Source organism: Natrinema soli (assembly GCF_028618695.1).
Window position 1 is genome coordinate 1 of sequence record NZ_JAQIVI010000203.1, and the last position, 10,611, is coordinate 10,611.

15 protein-coding genes, 1 tRNA gene and 2 pseudogenes are annotated in these 10,611 nt (G+C 62.9%); 12 read left to right on the forward strand and 6 right to left on the reverse strand.

All coding sequences use genetic code 11. The features are described from left to right. Positions 1 to 27 precede the first annotated feature (27 nt). The 4 genes and pseudogenes from PGX04_RS13220 to PGX04_RS13235 all read left to right on the forward strand — a co-directional run. On the forward strand, positions 28 to 462 hold the full coding sequence (locus PGX04_RS13220) for a DUF7974 family protein (protein ID WP_273738939.1): 435 nt from the start codon (positions 28 to 30) through the stop codon (positions 460 to 462). A 162-nt stretch (positions 463 to 624) separates the two neighbouring features. Beyond that, entirely contained in the window at positions 625 to 1,662 is a 1,038-nt protein-coding gene (locus PGX04_RS13225; RefSeq protein ID WP_273738926.1) for an ABC transporter ATP-binding protein, read from the forward strand. Then, complete coding sequence (locus PGX04_RS13230) at positions 1,659 to 2,555, forward strand: ABC transporter permease subunit (protein WP_273738927.1); 897 nt, start codon at positions 1,659 to 1,661, stop codon at positions 2,553 to 2,555. The genes PGX04_RS13225 and PGX04_RS13230 overlap by 4 nt, the downstream gene beginning before the upstream one ends. Positions 2,556 to 2,680: 125 nt before the next feature. Continuing rightward, a pseudogene (locus PGX04_RS13235) lies at positions 2,681 to 2,908 on the forward strand (IS5/IS1182 family transposase); the annotation flags it as partial. Between the two features lie 137 nt (positions 2,909 to 3,045). On the opposite strand, the gene PGX04_RS13240 reads toward PGX04_RS13235, so the two are convergent. After that, a complete protein-coding gene (locus tag PGX04_RS13240) occupies positions 3,046 to 3,681 on the reverse strand; it encodes an NAD(P)-dependent oxidoreductase (RefSeq protein ID WP_273738928.1) in 636 nt (211 codons plus the stop codon). Between the two features lie 137 nt (positions 3,682 to 3,818). Between PGX04_RS13240 and PGX04_RS13245 the strand changes: the two genes are divergently transcribed. Continuing rightward, the gene (locus PGX04_RS13245) at positions 3,819 to 4,154 is read left to right on the forward strand and encodes a winged helix-turn-helix transcriptional regulator (RefSeq protein WP_273738929.1); all 336 of its coding nucleotides are present in this window, start codon (positions 3,819 to 3,821) and stop codon (positions 4,152 to 4,154) included. Between the two features lie 286 nt (positions 4,155 to 4,440). Here the strand turns inward: PGX04_RS13245 and PGX04_RS13250 are convergent. The 3 genes from PGX04_RS13250 to PGX04_RS13260 all read right to left on the reverse strand — a co-directional run bounded on the left by PGX04_RS13250 (position 4,441) and on the right by PGX04_RS13260 (position 5,460). Next, a tRNA-Met gene (locus PGX04_RS13250) sits at positions 4,441 to 4,515 on the reverse strand. Between the two features lie 66 nt (positions 4,516 to 4,581). Continuing rightward, entirely contained in the window at positions 4,582 to 5,028 is a 447-nt protein-coding gene (locus PGX04_RS13255; RefSeq protein WP_273738930.1) for a GtrA family protein, read from the reverse strand. A gap of 141 nt (positions 5,029 to 5,169) precedes the next feature. After that, positions 5,170 to 5,460: an HAH_0734 family protein gene (locus tag PGX04_RS13260; protein WP_273738931.1), complete on the reverse strand. Its 291-nt coding sequence runs from the start codon at positions 5,458 to 5,460 to the stop codon at positions 5,170 to 5,172. A gap of 237 nt (positions 5,461 to 5,697) precedes the next feature. Between PGX04_RS13260 and PGX04_RS13265 the strand changes: the two genes are divergently transcribed. From PGX04_RS13265 to PGX04_RS13285, 5 genes are read left to right on the forward strand one after another with little or no spacing between them, the layout of a single operon-like run. Then, on the forward strand, positions 5,698 to 5,979 hold the full coding sequence (locus PGX04_RS13265; RefSeq protein ID WP_098724294.1) for a 50S ribosomal protein L44e: 282 nt from the start codon (positions 5,698 to 5,700) through the stop codon (positions 5,977 to 5,979). A gap of 5 nt (positions 5,980 to 5,984) precedes the next feature. Beyond that, positions 5,985 to 6,158 carry a 30S ribosomal protein S27e gene (locus tag PGX04_RS13270; protein WP_273738932.1) on the forward strand — a complete coding sequence of 58 codons (174 nt, stop codon included), beginning with the start codon at positions 5,985 to 5,987 and terminating at the stop codon, positions 6,156 to 6,158. After that, the gene (locus tag PGX04_RS13275; RefSeq protein WP_273738933.1) at positions 6,155 to 6,955 is read left to right on the forward strand and encodes a translation initiation factor IF-2 subunit alpha; all 801 of its coding nucleotides are present in this window, start codon (positions 6,155 to 6,157) and stop codon (positions 6,953 to 6,955) included. The genes PGX04_RS13270 and PGX04_RS13275 overlap by 4 nt, the downstream gene beginning before the upstream one ends. Before the next feature lie 6 nt (positions 6,956 to 6,961). After that, a complete protein-coding gene (locus PGX04_RS13280) occupies positions 6,962 to 7,141 on the forward strand; it encodes an RNA-protein complex protein Nop10 (protein WP_273738934.1) in 180 nt (59 codons plus the stop codon). A 6-nt stretch (positions 7,142 to 7,147) separates the two neighbouring features. Further along, entirely contained in the window at positions 7,148 to 7,915 is a 768-nt protein-coding gene (locus PGX04_RS13285) for a proteasome assembly chaperone family protein (RefSeq protein ID WP_273738935.1), read from the forward strand. A gap of 50 nt (positions 7,916 to 7,965) precedes the next feature. Here PGX04_RS13285 and PGX04_RS13290 read toward each other — a convergent pair whose 3' ends face one another. Continuing rightward, positions 7,966 to 8,316: a DUF7344 domain-containing protein gene (locus PGX04_RS13290; RefSeq protein ID WP_273738936.1), complete on the reverse strand. Its 351-nt coding sequence runs from the start codon at positions 8,314 to 8,316 to the stop codon at positions 7,966 to 7,968. A 92-nt stretch (positions 8,317 to 8,408) separates the two neighbouring features. Next, the gene (locus tag PGX04_RS13295) at positions 8,409 to 9,188 is read right to left on the reverse strand and encodes a DUF7839 domain-containing protein (protein WP_273738937.1); all 780 of its coding nucleotides are present in this window, start codon (positions 9,186 to 9,188) and stop codon (positions 8,409 to 8,411) included. 156 nt (positions 9,189 to 9,344) lie between these two features. On the opposite strand from PGX04_RS13295, the gene artA reads away from it, so the two are divergent. Continuing rightward, positions 9,345 to 10,460 (forward strand): archaeosortase A, encoded by a 1,116-nt coding sequence (gene artA, locus PGX04_RS13300; RefSeq protein ID WP_273738938.1) that lies wholly within the window; start codon positions 9,345 to 9,347, stop codon positions 10,458 to 10,460. Next, a pseudogene (locus tag PGX04_RS13305) lies at positions 10,453 to 10,611 on the forward strand (metallophosphoesterase); the annotation flags it as partial. The gene artA and the pseudogene PGX04_RS13305, both read left to right, overlap by 8 nt.

Here is a 10,611-nt window from a genome sequence, read left to right on the forward strand (position 1 = left end):
GGGAGCGACGGCGGGGGCGGGCGCGCAATCGACTGGGCGGCGTTCAGCCACGCGTTCACGCCCACTGCACTGCGCCACCGCGCGATCGACGTCAGCGTCTCGACGGATAACCGCCGATACGGGCCCGGCGAGCCGGTCGAGATCACCGTCGAGTTCCGCAACCGGCTCCCGTTCCCGATTCGGATCCGGACCGAATCGCCGAAGCGCTGGATCTGGGCCGTCGACGGCTACAGGGAGGCCTCGCAGGTGGCGCAAACGGTTCCCGACCGGCCCGCCGCGTTCTCCTTCGCCCGGAGCGAGCGCAAACGCTTCCGCCGGCGGTGGCCCCAGCGAATTCGGGTTTCCGACGACGAGTGGAAGCCGGTCGACGCGGGCACGTACGCGATCGAGGTGCGGCTCAACTGCGCGGACGCTGCGGCCCGGGGTCTCGTCGATCGAACCGAGATCGAAATCGAGGGTTGACGCACCGCGTCGGACGGCGCGTCGATCACAACACGCGTCCCCGAGCGGTTGCTGCTGAGGATCGAAACGACGGTACGAGAACAATCGATAACGATCCTGAAACTCATTCAACCGATCTGACAACCCGGATGTTATTTCCGTCTATTCGTGTGACCAAGGCACATGCCGGCAATACGAACGCGGGGACTCACGAAACGCTACGGTGCCGGTGACGAGGCCGTCGTTGCGCTCGAGGACCTCGACCTCGAGGTCGCGGAGGGGGAGGTATTCGGCTTTCTCGGACCGAACGGCGCCGGCAAGACGACCACGATCGACCTGTTACTGGATTTCGTCCGGCCGAGCGAGGGATCGGCGTCCGTCCTCGGCTACGACACGCAGGACGAGACGGACGCGGTTCGCGACCGCGTCGGGGTACTGCCGGAGGGATTCGATCTCTGGAACCGCTCGTCCGGCTATCGACACCTCGAGTTCGCGATCGACTCGCAGAACGGTGACGCGGAGCCGGACGCGCTCTTGGAGCGAGTCGGCCTCGACCGGGACGACGGTCGGCGACCCGTCGGGGACTACTCGAAGGGAATGCTCCAGCGACTCGCGATGGCGATGGCACTCGCGGGCGACCCGGCGGTGCTCGTTCTGGACGAGCCATCGGGCGGACTCGATCCCCACGGCATCCGGACGATGCAGGAACTCGTCCGTACGGAGGCCGAAACCGGGACGACCGTCTTCTTCTCGAGTCACATCCTCGGGCAGGTCGCGGCGGTCTGTGACCGAGTCGGCATTCTCGACGACGGCGAACTGGTCACCGTCGATACCATCGAGGGGCTTCGCGAAACCGCCGGCGTGGGATCGCGACTCGTCGTTCAGGTCGCCGGTGAACCCGGGGAACCGCTCGCCGATCTGACGGCGGTCGAGGGCGTCACCGACGTGAGCCGGGCGGAAGACGGGATACACGTCACCTATACCGATCCGCGCGCCAAGGCGACGGTCGTCCACCGACTCGTCGAGTCCGATGCGGCGGTGCTCGATTTCGATATCGAAGAAGCGACGCTCGAGGACCTGTTCGCGGCGTTTACTGGGGCCGGAACGGACGCCCGATCAGGTGCCGAGAACAGTTCCGGAGGCGGGCCGGACGGACCGAGAGAGACCGAGCGCGAAGACGGCGGTGCGCTCGAGGCCGAACTGGAGGAGGTTGACCGATGACGTGGGTCGCGATCGCACGCAAAGATTTCGAGGACGTCGTGCGCTCGCGGATGGTCTGGGGGATCATCGCGGTCTTCCTGTTCCTGATGGGAATCGTGACGTTCGGCGCGTCGGCCCAGATCGAGGACCCGAGCGCGACGGATGTCATTTTCTTCTTCACGAACGTCGGCGGGCAGATATTCGTCCCTATCATCGCGCTGGTCGTCGGCTACATGGCGATCGTCGGGGAGCGCCAGTCCGGGAGCCTCCGGATCCTGTTCGGGCTCTCGCACAACCGCCGCGACGTGCTCTTCGGAAAACTCGCGAGTCGAACCGGCGTCATCGTCGTCGCGACGCTCGTGGCCTGTGCGTTCGCCGTGGCCCTCATGATCGCCCTATTCGGCTCGCTGCCCGTCCGGACGGTGCTTGGATTCGTCGCCCTGACGCTCCTGCTCGGAGCCGCCTTCACCGCCATCGCCGTCGGCGTCTCGGCGATGACCGACACCCGAATGCGGGCGATGGGCGGCGCGATCGGCAGCTACATCCTGTTTACGCTGGTGTGGCATCCGCTGGTGGCCGGCGTCCATTACCTGCTCGAGGGAGAACTCGTCGGACTACAGGCGCCGGGATGGTATCTCTTCGCGCTCCGGCTGAACCCGCTCGAGGCGTACAGGCAGGCCATGAGCCTGCTGATCGACGGGTTCGTGCCGGCGCTTGTCGGTTGGGAGAGCATCGTCGAAGACGTTCCGGCGTCGGCGTTTCAGGGACAGGGGTCTCTCATGGTGTCGAACCGCATCGCCGGGGACGTACCGTTCTACCTGACGGAGTGGTTCGCCGCCGTCGTGTTGCTGGTCTGGATCGTCGTCCCGGTCGCGATCGGCTATCGACGCTTCGAGCGAGCCGATCTGAACTAGCTACCCGATCTCGTGTCTGATGAACCACGCGACGACCGCTCTCCGCTCACGGCTTTCTCTCGTTCAAATCACCACTAAACGGCCTTATTTAGCCGCTGTAGAGAGCTCTTCACTCCGGTGAACCACTGACCGCTGAGTCAGACTCGAGTAGTGTTCTTTCTCGTCTCTCTCGCTTCACAAATCGCCTCGTAACACTGGCGACACGCGCAGTCTCTGGCGATCCTTCACCAGCGGTCAAGAAGGGCGACGGCGGCGACGCTGACTGGGTCCTCGTTGTAATCCACGGCCTCCGCGAATACCTTGATCGTCCATATCGACGGCTCCTCGATGTTCTTCACGAGATGCACGGGATCGTCGAACTTGCTCCCTCACTTCGGTCAGAACGGGCAATTCACGAAGTGATCGGAGAAGGAGGGTCACCGCAAAGACAGCAAGCACAACTGTCACAACCGCACCGAAACCGCTGAAAAAACATGAAACCAGACCGCGGTCAGTTCCCGGTTCCGAGGTAAGTGTGAACGGCGTTTTCTTCTTCGAGTTCGTCTACGAGGGCCACGGCGAAGTCCTCCATCGAAATGTAGCTGTCTCCCTCGTCGGTCACGAGTTCGTGGTCGGCAGTCCGGTACTCGCCGGTTCGTTCACCGGGTTCAATCAACGCAGCTGGCGCAAGGTACGTCCACGCCAGATCGTCAGCCTCGCTGAGGATATCGTATGCGTCGATGGCCGCACGCGCGACCGGCTCCCACTCCTCGGGGAAGTCATCCGTTTCGATGAGCATCGTCTCCGGGCCGACCTCGAGCCCACCAGCGCCGCCAGTCCAGACGAGCCGGTCGACATCCGCGCGGCGCAGCCCCTCAACCACGGCGTCCATCATCTCTGTGAGAATCTCGGGCGATTCATCGTCACCTGGGCCGAGTGCCGAGACCACGGCGTCGTGGCCCGTCGCAAGCTTCGCCACGTCATCGGGGTCGGTCGCGTTCCCGGCGACGGTGACGAATTCGTCGTCATCAATCCCGTCGACTGTCCCGCTCCGGGAGACGCCTGTGACGGCGTGGCCACGGGTGAGGAGTTCAGTGGCAGTTCGCTGTCCGATTCGTCCGCTCGCACCGAGTAGCAGTACGTTCATTTTGGTAGTTGGGTTCGATGATTGCTGTCACACGATACTGAGATGAGCTCCCGCAATTGCGGTCACATTACCATACTTGGTCATAGAGCGTGATCTTAATATAGTTCAGCAAACGTTCGTCTGACCAAGTCACACCGATGTCATCGGATGCTACTCTCGAAACGAAATACGAAGGCTGTCCGGTAATCAAAACCCTCGAAGAGGTCGGTTCCCGTTGGCGGATGACCGTTATCCACGTCCTCCGAGAGGGCGAGCTCCGCTTCAATGAACTCAAGCGTGCAACGGATGCGAACTCACAAACGTTGTCTCGCGTGCTTACTGATCTGGAGGAGAAAGAATACGTCGAACGTCGAGTTGACGAGGGGAGTCCAGTCGCCGTGTATTACTCTCTGACACCAAAGGGGGAAGAACTCCTTTCGGCGTTCGATGAAATCTACGAGTGGGGTGAGAAGTGGATTACTGATGATCGTTGATGTTTCAAGAGAAAGTGAGGAACATCGGTCAAGACGCAGGTTGACTGGCTGGCTGATTCGTATCGATAGTAGCGATAGGAATGGGTTGTTGCTCCGCGTCTAAACAAGGCCCACTAAACTAGTTTTACGGATTCAGTACTCTCCTCGTCACACTCGTCGGTCGTCGTTGAATCCGTAAAACGTAGCGCGAGGTAGATTTGAACCACGGTCGCAGCGGAACTGCTCCCTGATTCAAATCGACCACCATGCTATGGTTGGCGCTCACGGATTAGTTCGCGCCAAAACATAGCGGGAGGTAGATTTGAACTACCGGTCTGCGGGTTATGAGCCCGCCGGAATCTCCTGGCTATCCCATCCCGCTATCACATCATATCCGAGTGCGCTAGTTAAGGGTTGTGATTCGGTTGCCGTATGCGGGTTTCTACCGCTACTCTTGATGGACCTGCCACGTGTAGAGACTCTCACAGGTGTAATTGACGAAGAAGCCGACGCCCATCCCGGCCCCGTTTGCCAGCATATACCAGATGCCGAACTGTCGAACTAGCAACTCGAGTATCGCCAGCGTGACGAGAAACCCACCTAACCGAACTACGTTCGAGCGGAGGAACCGCTGTCCCAGTGCTCGTAACCCGACCTCGCCGTAGCTCGCGAACGTCCACCGTTCGTTGATTACGAAGATGACCACGATACCGAATTCCCAGGAAAGGAGCTTCGCGACCGGCCGTCCGAGTGACGTGGTCTCGACGAGCAAAAAGAGAACGGCGATATCGACGGTTGCGCCGACGAGTCCGACGCCGACGAACTGGCGAAACCGAGTCGTCGAGCGCAGCGCACGGACCCGCATCCGGACGGCATCTACGAGCGAATCAGTCATATCGGTCTCGAGCGTATCCACCACTGTCGACGCCGCCGATTTCCCTCTTGCGGTCGCCGCGTAGAAGTGACAACGTTGGAATAAAACGGTCGGACGACGGACCACGATATCTGGCACATTCGCCGGCGCGGATCGACGAGCTCAGATCGCGAGGTCGCTCTTCGCTCGGACGACCTCGACGTCCTCGGCGTCGACGCGGTCGACGTCGAGGAAGTGCGGCGTGAAGTTCCGTTTCTCGTAGTCCTCGTACTCGTCTTCGGCACCGACGGTACACCAGAGCTGGACCCGATCGGGACCGTGGTATTCGCCGTTGCGATTGATACCGAAACAGACGACCTCCGATTCCCCGTCTCCGTCCCCGTCGTCCCCCTGGTATCGAACGATGGCCCCGTTTCGAATCCCGGGATCCCCGTGGATGATGAGCTGCTTCATGCGCCCAGCTTCACAGGAGAGCGGATTAAACGCTTCGGAGGCCCGCTGGCTCTGCCGCCTGTGCCGTCGGCCGCGAGACGATGGGCGACCAGCAGAAAACCGATATCGATCGAGACGATGAATGGCCAAGATGATGATCGGCCGCGCGCGAGCCGTATCCGCTAACCGGCGGGGCCGAACGACGAACCAAACGGGTTATAAACGGCGCTATCTTAGCCCACGGCAAGTGAGATAACTATGCAGATGCCACGCCGATTCAATACGTACTGTCCGCACTGCAACGAACACCATGAACACGAAGTCGAAAAGTCCCGAACGGGCCGCTCGAGCGGCATGAAATGGGACGCTCGCCGTACCCGACGTAACAGTTCCTCGATCGGGAACTCCGGCCGTTTCTCGAAGGTACCCGGTGGCGAGAAGCCGACCAAGAAGACCGACCTCAAATACCGATGCAGCGAGTGCGGCAAGGCCCACCTCCGCGAGGGATGGCGCGCCGGCCGACTCGAGTTCCAGGAGTGATACCAATGGCAGGAAATTTCTACAGCGTTCGATGCAGTGACTGCGAGAACGAACAGACCGTCTTCGGCAAGGCCTCCTCGGAGGTCGCCTGTGCCGTCTGTGGCACGACGCTCGTGCGACCGACCGGCGGCAAAGCCGAGATCGACCACGAAGTCATCGAAACAGTCGAGTCACGATGAAGTACAGCGGCTGGCCCGACCCCGGCGAACTCGTCGTCGGCAAGATCGACGAAATCGAGGACTTCGGCGTCTTCGTCGATCTCGAGGAGTACGAGGACAAGCGCGGACTGATCCATATCTCCGAGGTCGCAAGCGGCTGGATCAAGAACGTCCGCGATCACGTCCGCGAGGGTCAGATCGCCGTCTGCAAGGTCCTCGACGTCGACGAGAGCTCCCAGCAGATCGATCTCTCGCTCAAAGACGTCAACGACCACCAGCGCTCCGACAAGATTCAGGAGTGGAAAAACGAGCAGAAGGCCGATAACTGGATGGAACTGGCCTTCGGCGAGGGGATCGACGACGAGGACTACACCGCGATCGCCAACGAACTGATCGCCATCCACGGGGGGCTCTACGAGGGCTTCAAGCAGGCCGCGATCCACGGCGAAGAGGCGCTCGAGGACACGGATCTGGACGACGACGAGACCGAATCGATCGTCGAGACGGCCCGCGAGAACGTCTCGGTACCGTACGTTAACGTCACCGGCTACGTCGACCTCGAGAACCCCACCGACACCGGCGTCGACGGGATTCGCGAGGCCCTCGAAGCGGCCGAAGGCAACGGCGAGATCCCCGAGGAGGTCGATCTCGAGGTGAGCTACGTCGGTGCACCCGAGTACCGGATCAAAGTGAAGGCACCGAACTACAAGACCGCCGAATCTCACCTCGAGGAGAGCGCACAGCGAGCGGTCACCGCGATCGAAGGCCACGGTGGCACTGGGCAGTACCACCGCGAGCGCCGAACCGACGACGAATAGGGACCGATGAAATCCGATATCCGGGTGTGTTCGGCGTGGCGCGAGGTCCACGACCGCCCGGTGTATACCCTTTCTGACAGCTGTCCCGACTGCGGTGCCGAGACGGTAAACAGTGCACCAGCGCCGTTCGATCCGACGGATCCCCAGGGCGAGTACCGACGCGCTCTTAAACGTCGCAACCGCTGATACGGTATGGACGAACTCGAGATCGACGTCGTCGCCGAGGTCGAACTGGACGACCCCGTTCTCGTCGAGGGGTTGCCGGGAGTGGGACACGTCGGTACCCTCGCCGTCGAGCACTTGCTCGAGGAACTCGAGGGCGAGAGCACGCTTGTGCGACGCATCTACTCCCGGGAGTTCCCGCCGCAGGTGAGCGTCGAGGACGGCGTCTCGGAGCTGACCTGTGCGGAACTCTACGCTGTCGACGTTCCCGAGGGTCGCGATCTGTTGCTGTTGACCGGGGATCACCAAGCCCAGAGTAACGAGGGCCACTACACGCTCACGGACGCCTTCCTCGACATCGCCGAGGAGTTCGGCGCGACCGACGTGTACGCGCTTGGCGGCGTTCCGACCGGCGAACTCATCGACGAGTACGCCGTCGTCGGGGCCGTCAGCGACGAATCGATGCTCGAGGCGCTCGAGGACGCGGGCGTCGAGTTTCGCGAGGACGAACCCGCCGGCGGCATCGTCGGCGTCTCCGGCCTCCTGCTCGGACTGGGTGAACGCCGCGGCTTCGAGGCGGCCTGCCTGATGGGCGAAACCAGCGGCTATCTCGTCGATCCCAAGAGCGCGCGAGCGGTGCTCGAGGTGCTCGAGGACGTGCTCGGCTTCGACCTCGAGTACGAGTCCCTGGACGAACGAGCGGACGAGATGGAGGAGGTCATCGGCAAGATCCAGGAGATGGAACAGCAACAGCAGATGGACGTGCCGACGGACGACGATCTGCGATACATCGGGTAACGCCTCGCTTTCTATCGGAGCCCTAGGCGATTGCGATCCCGGTCCACTGACTACGAGAACTGGGAGAGCTGTGGCTCCGGTGGCCAATCGTCGAGTTCCTCGGCGGCCGCGAACAGCACGTCGACACTCGGCTCGTCAGTAAGCGCAACCGTTCCGTCGCTCCAGTCAACGTCGACCACGCCCTGCTCGAGCAGGAAGGGGAGATGAATGTGGACCGTTCGGACGCGAGCACGGTCGATTTCGGGAAGGGAGATGTTCTCGCTCGTCGTCCGGTGTCTCCGGATGGCGATCCGTCGTGAGAGGTCCCCCACGGTACTCTCGCCGTTCCGTTCTCGGAGTTCGTGGAGAAGATACTGACGGTCGGCACTGGCGAGCACCCTGAACGCCTCCGTCGGCTCCATATCTAACGCTATTCGAATGGAGGACACTCACCGACAAAAGGACATTGCCTACAGTCGTTGGGCGCTGTTTCGTCGCTGGATCGATGAGGCGGTCAGCCCTCGAGCACTTCGTAGGAGACGTCGGCATCTCGGAGCACGTCCGTGACCCGGCCGACCTCGTTCGTCGTCGCGACTGCGGTCACGTCGAGGCCGCGTTCGGCACCGTCGGCGGCAACTGCACCGGCCGCGAACGTGACCGCCGGATCGGTGCCGAATTCTCGGCAGGCGACGACCGCCTCGACACCGGCTGCGACGACGAGATCGGCATCCTCGCAGTGCTCGGCGACGGTCTCCTGATCGACCGCTCGGCTCCCGCCGGTCCGAACGGCGGGCACCTGCAGGACCGTCACCGAACCGGGCTCGAGTTCCATGACGCCCTCGAAACTCGTGACGCCGACGTCCGTACCGGCCTCGGCGTCGGTGGTCGCGACGCCGGTCGCCGGTCCCTCGTCACCGGGGGTCGCGTGGAGTAATCCGTCTTCGACGGAAAGCGAGACGGTCTCCCCGTCGGCGATGTCGTCGGTCGCGATATAGGCGGCCTCGCTCATCGCGCCGAGGACGTCGCCGGTGACGTGGTCGGCGAATCGGCGAACGTCGTCTGCGGTCCGAAAGAGCCAGTCGACGCCTTCGTTGGTGACGCGATATCTGGACCTGCCTTCCTTCTCGACGAACCCCTCGTCGACGAGATCGCGGATGTACTCGCTGACGGCCTGGCTCGTCACGCCGACTTCCTCGGCGATCTCCCCCTGGCTGACCGCGGGCTGGCGCTCGGCGATCTGAACGAGGATCCGAAACCGCGTCGCGGCCCGTTTGTTGTCGAGGACGTCGACCATACGGCTAGTGTCTCGTGAGAACGGCAAAAAGGTACGCGATCGCAGTTCCAGCGAGAACCGGCATCGAGTCCGGGACGATCCGACGGCGGCGATCACGGCCCGCTCGGACCGAGGCGTCAAGTTGATAGCGGGAGAGTCCGTCGGGTTCACGTGAGTATGCCGGCCCTACCAGCGACGACCGCCGCGAGCACGGGGGTCGTCGATCCCGTGGCGACGGGACCCGCGACGCTCCTCGCTTTGACTGCCGGATCCGTTCCGTTAGCGGACTCGCTCGCGTGGATCGCGATCGGCGCGTTCGTCGTGGCGATGGTCCTCAAGTGGCGCGGTGCCGTCGGCCCAGCGAGATACCTCGCCGCGGGCGCGTGGGTCGTCTTCGGTCTCTTCTGGCTGACGATGGTTCCCCACTACTATCTCGAGGTGAAGAGCCCGATCGAGACCCTCCTGGCGCTGGCCGCACTGCCGCTGTGTGCCTACACCAGCTATCTGCTCGTCCGGGGCCGAGAGTCGCTCCTCTTGCTCTCGAACGCCGTCGCGTTCATGGGTCTGATCTACCTGCCAGTCGAGACGGTTCCGGTCGTCCGCACTTGGCTGATCGAGACGACTGCGTCCCAGACCCACTTCGGCATGGAGCTGCTCGGTCACAGCCCCGGCCTCACGGAGGGGAACAACGGGTACGTGAGCAAGTTCGCCTTCGATCCGGACGAGACGGTGACCGGCCGGACGACCTACATCATCACGGCCTGTACCGGAATCGGGAGTATGGCCATCTTCGGCGGGCTGATCGCCGCGGTCAAAGCACCGCTCAAGCGGAAGACCGTCGCCTTCGCGCTCGCCATCGGCGTCATCTGGTTCCTGAATCTCGTCCGCAACGTCTTCATCGGCCTGGCCTCGCCGTGGGGCTGGTTCCAGCAGGATGTCCTCGTCTCCGTCGTCACGGAGTTCATGGGCGCGCCCGCCGACCGGACCTCCTACATCGTCGCGCACAACTTCATCGCCCAGTCGCTGTCGATCGTCGCTCTGCTGGGGATCACCTACCTCGTCGTCCGCATCCTCCCCGAGGTCCTCGAGCCCCTCGAGGAAGTCCTCTACATCCTGACGGGCACGGAGTACGACCTCGCGGACGCGCTCGGCAAGGCGGAACGTCCCGCCGATAGCTCGGCCGCGACTGCCTCGGACGCGGCGTCCGACACCGGTCGTTCGGCTGCTCCCGATGTCACCGACCCCGACATCGATCCCGAGTCCGCGTCGGGCTCGGAACCGAACGATGACTGAGGTCGACATCGACGTCCCGTTTGCCGTCCGCGATCGGGCCGTCTTCGTTCCGGCCGCGGAGACGCTCGTACTCGCGGACGTGCACCTCGGCAAAGCGGCCGCCTCGAGCGTCGACGCCCCGATCGACGACGGGAGCGACGTCCTCGAGCGA

Bases quoted from the DNA above. Each gene is read 5' to 3' on its own strand.
- PGX04_RS13290 (WP_273738936.1), bottom strand. From the start codon at position 8,316: ATGGAGCCGACGGAGGCGTTCAGGGTGCTCGCCAGTGCCGACCGTCAG.
- PGX04_RS13240 (WP_273738928.1), bottom strand. From the start codon at position 3,681: ATGAACGTACTGCTACTCGGTGCGAGCGGACGAATCGGACAGCGAACT.
- PGX04_RS13295 (WP_273738937.1), bottom strand. From the start codon at position 9,188: ATGGTCGACGTCCTCGACAACAAACGGGCCGCGACGCGGTTTCGGATC.
- PGX04_RS13260 (WP_273738931.1), bottom strand. From the start codon at position 5,460: ATGAAGCAGCTCATCATCCACGGGGATCCCGGGATTCGAAACGGGGCC.
- PGX04_RS13285 (WP_273738935.1), top strand. From the start codon at position 7,148: ATGGACGAACTCGAGATCGACGTCGTCGCCGAGGTCGAACTGGACGAC.
- PGX04_RS13255 (WP_273738930.1), bottom strand. From the start codon at position 5,028: ATGACTGATTCGCTCGTAGATGCCGTCCGGATGCGGGTCCGTGCGCTG.
- PGX04_RS13270 (WP_273738932.1), top strand. From the start codon at position 5,985: ATGGCAGGAAATTTCTACAGCGTTCGATGCAGTGACTGCGAGAACGAA.
- PGX04_RS13230 (WP_273738927.1), top strand. From the start codon at position 1,659: ATGACGTGGGTCGCGATCGCACGCAAAGATTTCGAGGACGTCGTGCGC.
- PGX04_RS13280 (WP_273738934.1), top strand. From the start codon at position 6,962: ATGAAATCCGATATCCGGGTGTGTTCGGCGTGGCGCGAGGTCCACGAC.
- PGX04_RS13265 (WP_098724294.1), top strand. From the start codon at position 5,698: ATGCAGATGCCACGCCGATTCAATACGTACTGTCCGCACTGCAACGAA.
- PGX04_RS13275 (WP_273738933.1), top strand. From the start codon at position 6,155: ATGAAGTACAGCGGCTGGCCCGACCCCGGCGAACTCGTCGTCGGCAAG.
- artA (WP_273738938.1), top strand. From the start codon at position 9,345: ATGCCGGCCCTACCAGCGACGACCGCCGCGAGCACGGGGGTCGTCGAT.
- PGX04_RS13245 (WP_273738929.1), top strand. From the start codon at position 3,819: ATGTCATCGGATGCTACTCTCGAAACGAAATACGAAGGCTGTCCGGTA.
- PGX04_RS13225 (WP_273738926.1), top strand. From the start codon at position 625: ATGCCGGCAATACGAACGCGGGGACTCACGAAACGCTACGGTGCCGGT.